The organism is Paraburkholderia sp. BR13444, from assembly GCF_040948755.1.
Classification (GTDB): domain Bacteria; phylum Pseudomonadota; class Gammaproteobacteria; order Burkholderiales; family Burkholderiaceae; genus Paraburkholderia; species Paraburkholderia youngii.
Window position 1 is genome coordinate 1 of sequence record NZ_JBFPKM010000028.1, and the last position, 14,929, is coordinate 14,929.

Genomic DNA, 14,929 nt, shown 5'->3' on the forward strand with positions numbered 1-14,929 from the left:
TTTGCGTCGCTGCGTCTGCAGCAGAGAAACGAGATTATGGAGAACTTTCACCGGATCGTCAACAGGTTTTTATCACTTGCTTAACCTGCCCACGCCGCTGAAGCCCTCGCCAACAAAGGCTTCCCGCTTCCCCGCGCCCCGGCGTCCGGAGCACGAAAGAGCGGAATTCTAGTCGCCGCCATCGTGACTTGCAAGCGATATTTTGACGCTCCAAGTGCAACCTGCCGCGCCCCAAAAACACCTCGACTCACGCAGTCGCATGCGCGCGCATCGCCCGTTCGACGACGGCCAAAAAGCGGTCGATCCCCGGCGTCGCGCGATCCCTCTCTTTCGCGCGATCGTCCCATCGGCGCAAACGCATCGCGTCTTCCGCGTACGGCTTCTGCGTAAATGCCTGCGCCTCTTCCCTGCTAAAGATCCCGCCCTGCAACTGCAAGCTTCGCACCGAATCGGCGGAAAGCTGGCCGAAATACGTGGCGTCGATCGCGCATAGGCAGCGCTTTGCGTCGACGTGCAGACGAATCGGCTCCAGCACCGCATCCGACAACACCGGTCGCAAAAACGGCAAGGCGAAATACTGATGCAGATCGTCGACACCCCGTTCCGTCGGCGTCTCCCCTTGCAGGTTCAGCAGATGTCCGAGGTCGTGCAAAAACGCCGCGGCGACGAGTTCGTCGCTCGCGCCTTCCGCCTCCGCCAGCGCGCCGCTCTGCAACGCGTGCTCGAGCTGCGTCACCGGCTCGCCGCTATACGCGAGGCTGCCGTGCCGCTCGAAAAGCACACGGATATCGTCGAGACTCAATGCCACGGGTCACTCCCAAGGTAATGAAAACGTCTTCAGATTGGTAAAGCTCTTCATCGCTTCCTGAACGCCTTCCTTGTAACCAAGCCCGGAATCCTTGATGCCGCCGAATGGCGTCAGCTCGATCCGGTAGCCCGGCACTTCCCACACGTTGACGGTCCCCACGCGCAGCTCGTTAATGAAACGCGTGATCGCGTCCTGCCGGTTCGTACACACGCCCGAGGACAGCCCGAACGGCGTCCCATTGCTGATGCGGATCGCGTCGTCGAGCGTGTCGAACGCGATGATCGGCGACACCGGCCCGAAGGTTTCCTCGCGCACGAGCGTCATCGACGGATCGACGTTGTCGAGCACGGTCGGCGCATACAGGGCGCCGCTGCGCTCGTTGCCAATGCGCAGGCGCGCGCCCGCGGCCACCGCCTCGTTCACGCGCGCCTCGAACAGCTGTGCGGCGGCGGCGTCGATCACGGTGCCCATCTGCTTCGACGCATCGAACGGATCACCGAAGGTCCACGCGCGCGTCTTCTCGACGACCCGCTCCGTGAACTCCGCCGCGACGCGCTGTTGCACGAGCATCCGCTTGACCGCCGTGCAGCGCTGCCCCGAGTTCTTGTACGAGCCTTGCACCGCGAGCGTCGCCGCACGCTCGAGATCGGCGTCGTCGAGCACGATCAGCGGGTCGTTGCCGCCCAGCTCCAGCACGAGGCGCCGATACCCGGCCTTCGCCGCGATGTATTTGCCGATCGCGACACCGCCGGTAAACGTAACGAGTTCGACCGACACGTGCGTAATCAACTCCTCGGCGATTTCGCGCGGATCGCCGGTCAGCACCTGCAGCATCGGCGCGGGCAGCCCCGCCTCATACAGCAGATCGGCCAGATAAAGCGCCGACAGCGGCACCTTCTCCGACGGCTTCACCACCACGCGATTATTCGTCGCGATGGCCGGCGCGACCTTGTGCGCGACCTGGTTCATCGGATGATTGAACGGCGTGATCGCGACGATCACGCCCGCGAGCGGTTCGCGCTGCGTGAACACCCGACGCTTTTTGCCATGCGGCGTCAGATCGCACGAGAAACTCTGACCGTCGTCGCGCAACGCCTCGAATGACGCAAAGCGGAACACGTCGGCGACGCGACCGATCTCGTAGCGCGAATCCTGCTTCGACAGCCCCGACTCCAGCGAGATCAGATCCGACGCCTGTTCGATGCGCTCGCGCAGCAGCACCGCCGTGCGCTCCAGAATCTGCGAACGCTCGTAGCGCGACAGCGTCGGCCGATACGCGAGCGCATAGTCGAGTGCGGCGCGCACATCGTCGATGCTGGCGAGCGGCACGGTGCCGACACGCATGCCGGTATAGGGATCGAATACGTCGAGCGTGCGGGCGCGCGTCGCGCGCTCGCCCCGCAGCCGCAGCGCTTCTACGCGGAACGCCGGATGGTCCCGCAGCACCGGGCTCATGATGTCGACACGCGATTGAGCGCGACGTCAAAGATATCGAAGTTGCGCAGCCGCTTGCCTTCGCTGCCACTGGCCGTTGGCTGAACGCGCCGGTTGAACAGCAGCGGCACTTCCTGCTCGGAAATCCCGCCATGCGAGCGCAGCGGCACGGTGAGGCCGGACAGGTCGTGCTCGTCGCGCCGCGTGCCGAGCACGACATGCTTCGTGCCGATCACGACCAGATCGCCGATGCGATCCTCGGGTAACCCGAAGCGCGCGCACGCTGCGTTGCGGTCGAGCACGACTTCGATTCCCGGCAGGCGGCCGATCCGCGCAATCACCGACGCGGCATCGAGCTCGCGCGGCAGATAGACGGTCGCGAACGAACCCAGCGCGCCGTGATGCACGACGTACGGATCGGTGATCGGCAGAATCACGCGCGTCGTCGATGCGCCGAGCCAGTCGTCGAGCAAGTCCTGCAGATAGATCACGTTCGGCTCGCCGGTTCGCGGATCATGCTTCGCGTTCATGCCGTGGTCGGCGGTAAGGCCGATCACCCAGCCGAGCGCGTCGAGCTTCGCGAGATAGCCGTCCATCATCGCGTAGAACGCGTTCGCGCCTTCGGTGCCGGGCGCGCATTTGTGCTGGATATAGTCGGTCGTCGACAGATACATCAGGTCGAGCTTGCGCGTCTGCGCGAGCCGCACGCCGGCCGCGAACACGAATTCCGACAATCCCGCGCTATACACGTCCGGCAACGGCAGACCAACCAGTCCGAGCACACCGTCGATGCCGTTTTCCTCGACCGTCACCTTGTCGGCTTTCTCCGCCGAAAAGCAGATGCCCTTCAACTGCCAGCCGAGCAGTCCGCGCAGTTTGTCCTTCGCGGTGACGACGGCGACCGCGGCGCCCGCGTCGGCGGCGGCCGCGAGCAGCGTGGGCGCGCGCAGGTAGGCGGGGTCGTTCATCATCACCGCCGCGCCCGCGCCGTTGTTCGCGTCGGTGTCCCAGAAGTAGTTGCCGCAGATGCCGTGCACGGACGGCAGCACGCCGGTCACGATCGACAGGTTGTTCGGGTTCGTGAACGACGGGATCACGCAGTCGCCGCGAAACGCCGCGCCGCCCTCGAGCATCGAGCCGATGAAAGGCGCGACACCGGCCGCGACCGCCGCGTCCAGATAAGCAAACTCGCAGCCGTCGACACAGACGACGACCGTCGGTTGCGAAGGGAGGCGATAGCTCCGGCCGTTGACTTCGATCGTGCGTTGCTCGGCGTGTGTCATCGCGTGGTCGTCCATTACAGGGGTTGTCATTGCCAAGGCCTCATCGCCCGCGCGAGCCGGCCGCGCCCGCGGTTGCCGGGATGCGCCGCTCATGCGCCGCATCACCCGCCGCGTCGCACGCCGCATGGGCGCGCTGCAAGCCGCCCTGCACATGCGCGCGCATCAATTGCGCGGCCTGCTCCGCATCGCGTGATGCGAGCGCGGTCAGAATTGCGCGGTGCTCGGCGAGCGAGCGCGCCATCGCATCGCCTTCTACGACCAGCGCCGCTCGCCGAAACAGGCTCAACTCGCTGACGAGCCTGCGATACGTGTCGTACAACTTCGTGTTACCCGCCGCCGCGACCAGCCCATCGTGAAACGCGACGTTCGCGCGCGCATACGCATCGGGATCGTGCGACGCGAGCGCGGCGCGCATCGCATCGACGCAATCGCGCAGCACCGCGAGCTTGCCCGCATCGATGCTGGCCGCGAGCATCCGGCACGCCGCCTCTTCGAGCACCGCGCGCACCGCGTAAATCTCGTCCGCTTCCGCGAGCGACACCGTCCGCACGAACACGCCGCGATTCTTCTCGGTCCGCACCAGCCCCGCCTGCTCCAGCGCGCGAAACGCCTCGCGCACCGGCCCGCGCGACACCTGCAAGCGCGCCGCCCAATCGGCTTCGTTGAGCTTATCGCCCGGCGCCAGCGTGCCGTCGACGATATACCGCTCGATCTCGTCGCGCACCAGCGTCGTCAGCGAATGGCGGCGCACGACCTCGATCGGATCGACGGAAGCAGAGTGCATATATTCGGTCATTTTGACAAATTTCGCCACATCGCATCGGATGTCCACTGTTCGGCGTGCGCGCTTCAGATCAAGGAAACCGCCCGCCGATCAGCCGGGTCAGCCCGGTCAGTCGATCCGGCGACGCGGAGCACGCGCCGCGATCAGCAGCAGCGCGACCAGCGAGACCAGCAGCAGAATCAGCGACAGCGCGGAAGCCGGCAGGTAATAGCCGCGCTCCACCTGCCCGACGACGACGATCGGCACCGTCGCGAAGCCCGGCGGATACACGGTCAGCGTCGCACCGAGTTCGCCGAGCGACAGCGCAAAACCGAGCGCGAGACTCGCGCGGATCGCCGGCACCAGTTGCGGCAACACGACACGGCGCAGCACCATCGACGGCGGCGCTCCGAGGCTCGCGGCCGCTTCGCGCAGCACGGTCAGCTCCGGACGCAGCGCGGCGGCCGCACAGCGATAGCAGAACGGCAGCACCAGCGCGAGCTGCACGAACACGACGATCGCCGCCGAGCTCGACAGATCGAGCGGCCGTTTGTGATACGCGATCAGCACCGCGAGGCCGAGCACCACACTCGGCACGCCGTTGGGCATCATCGCGATCGTGTCGACGATGGCGCCGAGGCCGCGCCGGTCGCGCCCTTCGAGCGCGAGCGCGAGCCACAAACCGAGGATCGTGCCGAGCACCGCGACGCCCATGCCGACTTCGAGGCTGGTGGTCAGCGCGTCGAAGTCGCTCGAACCGAGGCGCTCGAACCAGCGCGTGCTGAAGCCGTCGGGCAGGATCGTGCCGGACCAGTGCGACGCGACGCTCGATAGCGCGACGACCAGCACCGGCAGCACGAACAGCCAGAAGCACAACAGCGCGGCGAAACCGAGAAAGAGACCGCCGAGCAGTCGCACGACGAGGCTGTGCCGCACGGGCCGGCCCTTCTTGTGCATGACCGGCAGCACGGTCGGATCGAGTTCAACGGCCATGACCGGCTCCTTTCGCCTTGCGACTATTGACGCGCCGGTACAACGCGTACAGCGACAACGACATCAGCAGCATCACGACCGCGCCGGCGGCGGCGGTCGGCAGATCGAGATCGACGGTCGCGGCGCTATAGATCGCGACCGGCAGCGTGATCAGATGGGCGCTGCCGAGCACCAGCAGAATGCCGAACTCGTTCAACGTCAGCAGAAAACACAGGATCGTTCCCGCTGCGATACCCGGCCACGCGAGCGGCAGGATCACCTTGAACGCGACCATCAGGCCGTCCGCGCCGAGGCTGCGCGCGGCTTCGATCAGCCGCTGGTCGAGCAGCGCGAACGATGCCAGCGTCGGACGCACGACGAACGGCGTATAGAACACCACTTCCGCGAGAATTACGCCGCCGATGCCGAACAGAAAGTCGAGCGGCGGCGCCTGCAGATTGAACAGCCGCTGCAGCCCGATGCTGACCGAGCCCTGCGAGCCGTACAGAAAGATCAGCGTGAAGGCGACCAGAAACGACGGGAACGCGACGAACAGCTCGAGGAAGCGCGTGACCATGCGCGCGCCCGGAAACGGCTTGAAGAACAGCAGCGACGCGAGCGCCACGCCGAGCAGCGACGCCAGGCTCGCGCTCGCGAACAGGATGCCGAGCGTGGTGCCGATCACGCCGCGCGTTTCGGGGTTGCCGAAGAACGTCACGTACGCGTGGCCCGACAGGCCGTGCGCGCCGGTCAGACTCAGCGTCACGAGCCGCACCAGCGGATAGATGACAAGCGGTCCGAGCACCACGACCGCAATGAACAGCAGATGCCATTGCGCGAGACGCTCGCGCCGCTTCACCGCGGCCGCATGCGCCGCGGCGCTCGCCAGACGGCGTGCGGCGGCTTCGAGCTCGGCTTGCGCGGCAAGGTCGAGCGGATTGGACGTATCAGGGCTTGATAAGGACGACATCGCCAGCCTCGTAGCGCAGGGAAATACGCGCGCCCTTCTCCGGCGTCATGCCGAGGCTGCGCTGCATCGTGACGAGCACGGGATCGTTCGGCAGCGCATCGAGCACGACCGATACCGACAAGGCCGCGCCATACCACTCGACCGACGCGATCGCGCCATGCAACTGCCCCTCGCCGAGCGGCACGATGCGCAGCGCCTCCGGACGCAGACACGCGACACGTTCGCGCTCGTTGTAGCGCGCGTCGTCCATGCTGAACGCGACCTGCGGCGGCAGCAGATTAGCCGCGCCGAGGTAGCGCGCGACGAAGCCGTCGACCGGCGTGTCGTACAGCTGCTGCGGCGTGCCGAGCTGCGCGATGTGGCCGTCGCGCATCAGCAGCGTGCGGTCGGACAGCACGAGCGCGTCGTCCTGATCGTGCGTCACGCAGACGATCGTGAGATTCGGCAGGCGCTCATGCAGCGCCTTCAGTTCGGAACGCACCGACGCTCGCAGATTGGCGTCGAGCGCGGACAGCGGTTCGTCGAGCAGCAGCACGTCGGGTTCGATCACGAGCGCGCGCGCGAGCGCCACGCGCTGCTGCATGCCGCCCGACAGTTGCGCGGGCATCACGTGACCGGCGTCGCCGAGCTGCACGAGCTTCAGCGCCTCGGCGACGCGGCGCGCGACGTCGCGCGCCGGAATGCGCCGTGCGCGCAAACCGAACGCGACGTTCTCGAATACCGTCAGATGCGGAAACAGCGCGTAGCTCTGGAACAGCAGTCCGAGGTTGCGCTTGTGCGGCGGCACATGCGTCAGATCGCGGCCGGCCACTGTCAGCGTGCCGGCCAGACCGTCGGCCTCGATGAAGCCCGCGATGAAGCGCAGCAAGGTCGTCTTGCCGCAGCCGCTGCGGCCGAGCACGGTGAGCAACTCGCCGCGCTGGATGGTCAACGACAGATCGTCGAGCACCGTGCGCGCGCCGAAGCGCACCGTCAGGTGATCGATCTGCACGCCGCCCGGCGCGGCGGCGCCCGGCGCGTCCAATCGCGCGGCGTCGAGCGCATCCAGCGGCGCGCCAGGCGCGGTGGGGTGAGCGAGACTGGCCGTATTCACCGGGGTCTTCCTCCAACAGAATTAATGCTGATGCGGCGCCGCGCAGCAGCTGCGAAGCGCCGCCTGAATCGACAACGTCAAACGTTGCTTATCTGAGTCACTTACTTCGGCTTGACCACTTCGGTCTCTTTGCCCGACGAACCGATCACGTCGCTCTTCCAGCGCGCGGTCCAGTCGGCCTTCTTCGCCATCACGTGATTCCAGTCGACCGGAATCAGCTTGACGCCGCTGATCGCCTGCTTGACCGTTTCGCCGTTCTTGCCGGCGAGCGGCACGTCGCTGCGACCCGGAATGCCGAAGATGTCAGGCACCTTCGACTGCACTTCCGTCGACATCAGATAGTCGATCAGCTTCTTGCCCTTGTCCTGGTTCGGACCGTTCTTGATCAGCCCGATCGCGTACGGCAGCTGGAACGTGGTCGGCTGACCGCCGGGCGTCACGGCGAGGAACACCGGCTTCAGAGACAGGCCGCCGTTGGCCGCGTCGTCGAGATCCATCTGCAGATCGCCGTTGGCGACCGCGATCTCGTTACGCGATAGCAGCACGTCGAGATAGCCCGTGCCCTTGGTGTGGAACTTGGCGCTCTGCTCGAGCTTCTTCAGATAGTCGAACGCCTGGTCTTCGCCCATCAGCGACGAGGTCAGGATGATCACCGCCATGCCGTCGCCGGCGGTCGCCGGATTGGAATAGGCGACCTTGCCGGTGAAGTCCGGGTGCAGCAGGTCCGCGAACGTCTTTGGCTGATTTTTCGTGACTTCGGGGTTGATCGCGAACGAGAAGTAGTTGTTCACGAAGGTCGCCCATGCGCCGTTCGGCGCCTTCGCGATGGCCGGCACGTTCTTGTAGTTGGCGCTCTGGTACGCCTGCAGCAGACCGTTCTGGTCGGCCTGCTGGATGAACGGCGGCAGCGTGACGAGCACGTCGGCCTTCGGCTGGTCCTTCTCGATGGTCGCGCGGTTCACGACTTCGCCGCTGCCCGCCGTGACGATATTGACCTTCACGCCTTCCTTCTTTTCGAAGGCCGGCAGCACATCCTTGTACAGATTTTCGAGGCCGTCGGCCGTGTACAGCACGACGGCGTCGGCCGCATGAGCCTGCATCGCGGCACCGCCGAACGCTGCGGCGGCGACCAGCACCGGCAGCAGCTTGCGCGCGAGACCGGCCGCGGCGTGAAGGGAATTCGTCTTTTTCATGTCGCTCTCTCCGAAAGGCTAAAAACCAGACGGTCGGGATAACCCATACCTGTAGTGATTGAACGGCGGCACGCGCCGCTTGGCGTTGCCCGCTGCGGTTGCCGCGCCGGTCTGTCGTGGATTGCAGATTGCCGACAACTTTGCCGCTTCTCGCCCAGCCTGACTGACAGCCCGCCTCCGACACCCGCGCTGCCTGCCGCGCCTGAGCGGGCACGGGAAGAATCACAGGTTTCGATGACACGGCCGTGACGATTTTGCCGAATTCCAAAAAAAGACACAAATTGCCAATTCAAGCCAACCGATGGAATTCGTCGCGCCGCCCAAAAATGGAACTCCGCGCGCCGACCCCGTGTGGATCGTACATGGCGAAAATGACGATGTATGCACGCTGCATCGACGAAATTGCGAAGGCGCGGCGCTGCTCGCGGACGCGGCGCTCGCGCGGCGCGCTGGCCGCGTTCGCGGCGTTCGCGACAGTTGCCTCTGCTGCGGTGTACGCGGCCCTGATAACGGCGCGTATTGTGCCCGGCCCTTCCAATATCTGGAGCGAAACCCGCGGCTTTTTTTAGTTAGATTTTGGCGGGTGCGGAATGGCGTTCAGCGAATGAGCCGTCTCACGCGATCAGAATCTCCGGACCATGCGCGGTGATCGCCTTGCCCAGCGCGCGCTCGGGCGCCAGTTCGGTGACTAGATACCGCGCCGACTCGATACCGTTGATGCGCACCGGCGTCACGCGTCCGAACTTCGAATGATCGGCGACGACCACCACCAGGTCGGCCGCGGCGATCATGCGGCTGCGCACTTCGGCCGCCATGCGGCTGTAGTCGGTCAGATAGCCGTCCGGGGAGATCCCCCCCGCGCCGATGAACGCGAAATCGGCGTGGTACTGCGCGATCTGGTGGACCGTGTCGAGTCCAAAGGTCGCGTCCTCGATATCGGACAGCTCGCCGCCGAGCAGCGTCACGCGATTGTCGTTGCGTCGGCCGAGCAGCAGCGCGATGCGCCAGTCGTTGGTGTAGACCGTCAGCCGATGCCGGTCGAGCAGCGCGCGCGCGACGGCCTGCGTGGTACTGCCCGAATCGATGATCAGCGACGCGCCGTCCGGCACGAACTCGGCCGCGCGCTCGCCGATCGCACGCTTCGCGCCCGCGTTCTCGGCTTCGCGCGTATCGAGATCTGGCTCGCGCCGATCGCTCGACAGCGCGCCGCCGTGGGTCGTCACGAGCAGGCCGCGGCCGGCCAGTGCGTTGAGGTCGCGACGGATCGTTTCGCGCGATACGTTCAGTTCGCGCACCAGTTCAGCGACCGACAGCGCGCCGTTCTTTGCGACTTGCGCGAGGATGTATTGATGACGTTGTTCTGCGAGCATCTGTGCGCCGTGATTGAGGAAGGCCGCCGTATTGTATTACGCGTATTGCGCGCTGTTGGCGCGGGCGCGCAGGTTGCGCTCATGGCGGGCTCATCGCGCGCTAAGGTTGCTGCGCGCCGCCCCTTGCGCGCGAACCCGCCCGCCACCGCGCCGACCTGCTAACCTTGACGGCTGGACTCTTTGGGCCATGCGGCGAACGCCACGCCGCCGCCCGGCCGAGTCCCGCGCACAACGCCTCGCCCGTCAACCGAACCGCCGATGCCGCCACTGTTTCGCCGTCTACTGCTGCTGTTCCATGCGCTGCGTTACGGCGCGCGCCTGATCTGGCTCGCCGCCCCGCCCGACCACAAGCTGCATTGGATGATCGAACTGATCGGCCGCGTGCATGCGTCCGAGCGCAGCGGCGCGCAGTTGCATGGCCTGCTGCCGGCGCTCGGTCCGCTCGCGAGCCGCTTCGCACAGACGCTGGCCGCTCGCCCAGAGCTCGCGAGCGGCACGCTGCATGACGCGCTGGACGCCATCGATCACATGGAAGCACCACTGTCGCCGGACGACTCCGCGCTGGCCTTGACGCGCGCGTTCGGCCGGCCGCTCGGCGAGCTGTTCAGCGCGGTCGACCTCGTGCCGGTGCGCAGCGGCTTCGCCGAGCAGACGCATTTCGCGCGGCTCGCGGTGCCGCTCAAAGGTCACCACGAGGTCGCCGTCAAGCTCGTGCGCGCGCAGCAGTTGCAACAGATTGGCGATGAGCTCGCGCTGTTGCGCTGGGTCGCGCGCTGGCTCGAAAAGCTGTCGCGCGTCGCGCGCCGGCTGAAGTTGCGCTCGCTCGCGCAAACCTTCACCGACGACATCCTGCGCCGCTTCGACCTGCGCGCCGAAGCCGCGAACCTGAGCCAGACCGGCCATCATTTCGACGGCGACAAGCGCATCGTCGTGCCGGACGTGATCTGGGAGCTGTGCACCGATCACACGCTGACGATGCAGCGCATCAATACGCTGCCCGCGAGCGACCTGCCCGGCCTGCACGCGCACGGCATCAAGCTGGCGCCGCTCGCCGCGCATATCGTCGAGGTGGTCACCGAGCAGGCCTTCGAGCATGGCTTTTTCCACGCGACGCTCGATGCGCGCCGCGTGCGCGTCAGCATCGAGCCGGACACGCTCGGACGCCTCGTGCTCGCGGAGTTCTCGATCATGGCGACGCTGTCGAGCGGCGAGCGCGAGTTCTTCGTGCACGGCGCGACCGCGTTGTTCGACCAGGACTACGGGCGGCTCGCCGACATGCATCGCGAGGCCGGCCATGTGCCGGACGACACACGCCCCGAGATGCTCGAAGCCGAACTGCGCACGCGCGCTGAAGCGCACTTCGCGGCGGCGCCCGAGGATCGCTCGGCGGGTTCGCTGTTTCATCATCTGCTGCACGGCGTGCAACCGTTCGACGGTCAGGTGTCGGGCCAGCTCGCGACCGCGCAGCGCTCGTTCCAGCAGGCGGAGATGCTCGCGCGGACGCTGCATCCCGGCGTCGATACATGGAACATCGCACGCGGCGTGCTTGCCGATATCGCGCGACGCGATCTCGATCATCGCGGCTGGCTCAAGCGGCTGTCATACGAACTGCCGCATCTCGCGCATATGCTGCCGCGCGTGCCGCAACTGGCGGTGCGCTATCTGCAGCAGCACGATCGCGCGGGTACGCCGCAGCAGAACGCGCAACTGCTCGCGGATCTCGCGCGCGAATACCGGCGCACGCGTTGGCTATTGTGGGCGTGCGTGGTCTGTGGCGGCGCGCTCGGAGCGGGGATGACGCTGCTCGCGTGGTGACGGTCCCGCGCGCATTGTGCAGCTTTGAACAAGACGCGCGCCGCCCGTGCGGTCAACATGGCGGCTTTTTCGCACCCTCTGCCCCGATGCTCGCCACCTTTGCTGCCGCCGTGTTCGTCGTGCTGTGGTCGACCGGTTTCGTGGTCGCCCGCGCGATCACCCCTTACGCCGATCCCAATCTGTTTCTGCTGGCCCGTTTCGGCGGCACCGCGCTGATCTTCGCGCTGGCCGCGCTCGTCGCGCGCTCGGCCTGGCCGACCGGACGCAACTTCGGCAAGCACCTGAGCGCCGGCGCACTGCTGCAAGGGGTCTATCTCGGCGCCGGCTACTGGGCTGTCGCGCAAGGTCTGAGCGCGGGCGTGATGGCTTTGCTCGGCGCGCTGCAGCCGCTCGCGACGGCCGCCGTTGCCGCGCCGCTGTTCGGCGAGCGCTTGTCGCGGCGCGGCTGGAGCGGCATGGCGGTCGGCCTCGCCGGCGTCGTGCTGGTGCTCGCGCCGAAGCTCGCGGCCGCGACGCCGCCCACGCACGGCAACGCGCCGGCGTGGCTGGTCGTGCTGATATCGATCGTCGCGGTGGGGGCGATCACGGCGGGCACGCTGTTCCAGAAGACCTCACTCGCCAAGGCCGATATTCGCAGCGCGAGCGCGGTGCAGAACGTCGGAGCGGCTGTCGTCGCGGGGGTGCTGGCGCTCGCGCTCGGCGAGCATCGCTGGATCGCGTCGCCGACGCTGTGGGCATCGCTCGCGTGGGGCATCGTGATGCTGTCCGGCATCAGCGTCACGTTGCTCGTCTGGATGGTCCGGCGCGGGGATGCTTCGCGCGCGACCGCGCTGTTGTTTCTCGCGCCGCCGCTCGCCGCGCTCGAAGGCTATCTGGGGTTCGGCGAGACGCTGCTGCCCGTGCAGATTGCCGGGTTTGCGGTCGCCCTGGCTGGCGTGTTGTTGGCGAGGTCGTGAGGGGCGCCCCGCGCTGGTATTGCGAAAGGCCAGCGCGCCCGTCAATCGGCCGTATCCGCGTGCGCGGGCATTTTTGCGCGCGCGACCGCACCGGGCACTGGCGACCAAGCTGGCCGGCTCTTGCGCTGCGAATCGACGACGACGATAAAACGCCCCGCCCACGGCATGATCTGCCGATCGCTTTTCAGCACCCACAAAGACTGGCCGGAATCGACGAGCTGCTGGTATTCCGCGTCGAGAATCCCGTAGTGATCGAGAAACGTGTTCAGCGACGCGGGAATCCGCACGCAGCCCTTCGAATGGCGAATACCGAGCAGCGGTTCTAGCCGATCGGGGTCGGTCGCGTGCATCTGGAAACGCATCTGCGACATGCCGCCCTTGCCCCAGCCGCGTTCGCCCTGCGCCCAGCCGAGGTCGAAAATGCGCATATCGCGCCGGCCATAACCGCGAATGTGATTTTCGTTCTCCGTGCCCTCGGAGCGGAAATCCATGTTGTCGGGCGTATGTTCAAACACGCCGAGCGGCGTGATGAAGTGGTCGTACTCGCCAGGCCGTCCGGTGGATACCGGCGATGCGCCGATCATCTGCCAGTTGTCGGCGGGCGCTGGGCGGAAGTAAATCAGCAGCGCCTGCACGTTCGCATTGCGATCGACGAGCACCACATACTCGCCCGACAGATTGCCAAGCTCGTTCCCGTTGAGCGCCGTCTCCAGACGGTCGGCGTACGCACGCTGCTCCGCGACGGGCAGTCTGAGCCGGCGCGTCACGTCCTGCGCGAATACGTCGCGCAGCAGAAACGCGCGGCGCGGATCGACGATGCCGGCCGCGTCGGGCGCGGCGACGGTGGCGGCGTCGATCGTGCCCAATGGTTGGCTCGCGCCATTCCACGCTTTGGCCGAAGTGGTCGGATTCACAGTGTGCGCCGCCGATGTTGCGGATGCAGGCGACTGAGCGGTACCGGGCATCGCTGCATGAACCTGCGCCGCCATCGCGCCCGCACCTGCCGATATGACGATTGCGCACATCCACGCGCAAATCCTCAGGCGGTTAAATCCAGGCTGGCCAGGCCGATCTGGGTATCTCATCGCGTCCTGAAACAAACATGATTATTATTGATTGACACGCCGGATCCCGGTGGCGTTCGCTACAGGCGATGTTACGCAGCGAATTGACGCGTGTCGATGAATATACCCTCTAACTTAGGACCTATTCAAAAACGATTGACTATTTCCCCGCAATCGACATATCAGTGAAATGCAATTAATTCGCAATTAAGCTTGATCATCGGAAAATCAGGCCACAAAAGCGAAGGACGATTTCATTCGACGAAAGATCGCCCGAATACGGCGGCACATCCCGATACTCGAGCCCTTTCAAGCGCTTTTTCTCTCGCGAGGACAACAACGATCATGGCTCCATCCGATCCCGCCGCCCGCCAGGCCCGCATCGCGGCCGAAATGCACGTCACCGCTAAATTCGACGCAAGCCGCGAAATCGAGCGCCGGGTCGATTTTCTGGCGAACTATCTGCGCAACAGCCACCTGAGAACTTATGTGCTCGGCATTAGCGGCGGCGTCGATTCGACGACGGCCGGGCGTCTCGCCCAACTCGCGGTCGAGCGTTTGCGGACTAACCATTACGACGCGCGTTTCGTCGCCGTGCGTCTGCCTTACGGAAAACAGCGCGATGAAGCGGATGCACTGGAGGCATTACGTTTCATTCGCGCCGACGAAAATCTGACTATCGATATCAAACCCGCCGCCGATGCAATGCTCGAATCGCTCGATAAAAGCGGTGTGTCGTTCAAGGACGAATCACAGCGGGATTTCGTGCATGGCAATATCAAGGCGCGCCAGCGGATGATCGCGCAATACGCGGTGGCGGGTGCGCGCTCCGGTGTCGTGATCGGCACGGACCACGCGGCTGAATCGGTGATGGGCTTCTTTACGAAGTTCGGCGACGGCGGCGCCGACGTGCTGCCGCTCGCCGGGCTCAGCAAGCGCCGCGTGCGCGCGCTCGCGCATACGCTCGGCGCGCCCGACGCGTTGGCGCACAAGGTGCCGACCGCCGACCTCGAGATGCTGCGGCCGCTTCGTCCCGACGAAGACGCGTACGGCATCCCGTACGACGCGATCGACGATTTTCTCGAAGGCAAGCCGGTCAGCGATACCGTGCGTGACGTGGTCCTGCAGTTTTACAACGCGACGCGTCACAAGCGGGCGCTGCCGTACACCCCGTTCGACTGGCAGGCGTCACCTGATGGGCAATGACG

General features: G+C 65.9%; 14 protein-coding genes. 4 read left to right on the plus strand and 10 right to left on the minus strand.

Annotated features, from left to right (window positions below; translation table 11 throughout):
* Positions 1-247 precede the first annotated feature (247 nt).
* The 8 genes from AB3X95_RS38010 to phnS form a co-directional block, all read right to left on the minus strand.
* The gene (locus AB3X95_RS38010; RefSeq protein WP_184228353.1) at positions 248-808 is read right to left on the minus strand and encodes a phosphonate degradation HD-domain oxygenase; all 561 of its coding nucleotides are present in this window, start codon (positions 806-808) and stop codon (positions 248-250) included.
* Positions 809-811: 3 nt separating this feature from the next.
* Entirely contained in the window at positions 812-2,263 is a 1,452-nt protein-coding gene (gene phnY / locus AB3X95_RS38015) for a phosphonoacetaldehyde dehydrogenase (RefSeq protein WP_368623929.1), read from the minus strand.
* Positions 2,260-3,540 carry a phosphonoacetate hydrolase gene (gene phnA, locus AB3X95_RS38020; RefSeq protein ID WP_368623951.1) on the minus strand — a complete coding sequence of 427 codons (1,281 nt, stop codon included), beginning with the start codon at positions 3,538-3,540 and terminating at the stop codon, positions 2,260-2,262. The genes phnY and phnA overlap by 4 nt, the downstream gene beginning before the upstream one ends.
* 25 nt (positions 3,541-3,565) lie before the next feature.
* Positions 3,566-4,321, minus strand: coding sequence for a phosphonate utilization associated transcriptional regulator (locus AB3X95_RS38025; RefSeq protein WP_176369247.1), 756 nt, complete (start codon positions 4,319-4,321; stop codon positions 3,566-3,568).
* 96 nt (positions 4,322-4,417) lie between these two features.
* A complete protein-coding gene (gene phnV, locus AB3X95_RS38030) occupies positions 4,418-5,281 on the minus strand; it encodes a 2-aminoethylphosphonate ABC transport system, membrane component PhnV (RefSeq protein ID WP_176126077.1) in 864 nt (287 codons plus the stop codon).
* Entirely contained in the window at positions 5,271-6,230 is a 960-nt protein-coding gene (locus AB3X95_RS38035) for a 2-aminoethylphosphonate ABC transporter permease subunit (protein ID WP_368623930.1), read from the minus strand. The genes phnV and AB3X95_RS38035 overlap by 11 nt, the downstream gene beginning before the upstream one ends.
* On the minus strand, positions 6,208-7,323 hold the full coding sequence (gene phnT / locus AB3X95_RS38040) for a 2-aminoethylphosphonate ABC transport system ATP-binding subunit PhnT (RefSeq protein ID WP_368623931.1): 1,116 nt from the start codon (positions 7,321-7,323) through the stop codon (positions 6,208-6,210). Before phnT ends, AB3X95_RS38035 begins: the two co-directional genes overlap by 23 nt.
* A 101-nt stretch (positions 7,324-7,424) precedes the next feature.
* The gene (gene phnS, locus AB3X95_RS38045; RefSeq protein WP_176369245.1) at positions 7,425-8,516 is read right to left on the minus strand and encodes a 2-aminoethylphosphonate ABC transporter substrate-binding protein; all 1,092 of its coding nucleotides are present in this window, start codon (positions 8,514-8,516) and stop codon (positions 7,425-7,427) included.
* A gap of 362 nt (positions 8,517-8,878) precedes the next feature.
* Between phnS and AB3X95_RS38050 the strand changes: the two genes are divergently transcribed.
* Positions 8,879-9,085 carry a hypothetical protein gene (locus tag AB3X95_RS38050; protein WP_368623932.1) on the plus strand — a complete coding sequence of 69 codons (207 nt, stop codon included), beginning with the start codon at positions 8,879-8,881 and terminating at the stop codon, positions 9,083-9,085.
* Positions 9,086-9,130: 45 nt separating this feature from the next.
* Here AB3X95_RS38050 and AB3X95_RS38055 read toward each other — a convergent pair whose 3' ends face one another.
* The gene (locus tag AB3X95_RS38055; protein WP_176126073.1) at positions 9,131-9,886 is read right to left on the minus strand and encodes a DeoR/GlpR family DNA-binding transcription regulator; all 756 of its coding nucleotides are present in this window, start codon (positions 9,884-9,886) and stop codon (positions 9,131-9,133) included.
* A gap of 258 nt (positions 9,887-10,144) precedes the next feature.
* On the opposite strand from AB3X95_RS38055, the gene AB3X95_RS38060 reads away from it, so the two are divergent.
* On the plus strand, positions 10,145-11,701 hold the full coding sequence (locus tag AB3X95_RS38060; RefSeq protein WP_176126072.1) for an AarF/ABC1/UbiB kinase family protein: 1,557 nt from the start codon (positions 10,145-10,147) through the stop codon (positions 11,699-11,701).
* An 86-nt stretch (positions 11,702-11,787) separates the two neighbouring features.
* A complete protein-coding gene (locus tag AB3X95_RS38065) occupies positions 11,788-12,657 on the plus strand; it encodes a DMT family transporter (RefSeq protein ID WP_176105639.1) in 870 nt (289 codons plus the stop codon).
* Between the two features lie 41 nt (positions 12,658-12,698).
* Here AB3X95_RS38065 and AB3X95_RS38070 read toward each other — a convergent pair whose 3' ends face one another.
* Entirely contained in the window at positions 12,699-13,682 is a 984-nt protein-coding gene (locus AB3X95_RS38070; RefSeq protein WP_368623933.1) for a L,D-transpeptidase, read from the minus strand.
* Positions 13,683-14,066: 384 nt separating this feature from the next.
* Between AB3X95_RS38070 and nadE the strand changes: the two genes are divergently transcribed.
* Positions 14,067-14,927: an ammonia-dependent NAD(+) synthetase gene (gene nadE, locus AB3X95_RS38075; RefSeq protein WP_176126070.1), complete on the plus strand. Its 861-nt coding sequence runs from the start codon at positions 14,067-14,069 to the stop codon at positions 14,925-14,927.
* The last annotated feature ends 2 nt before the right edge of the window (positions 14,928-14,929 follow it).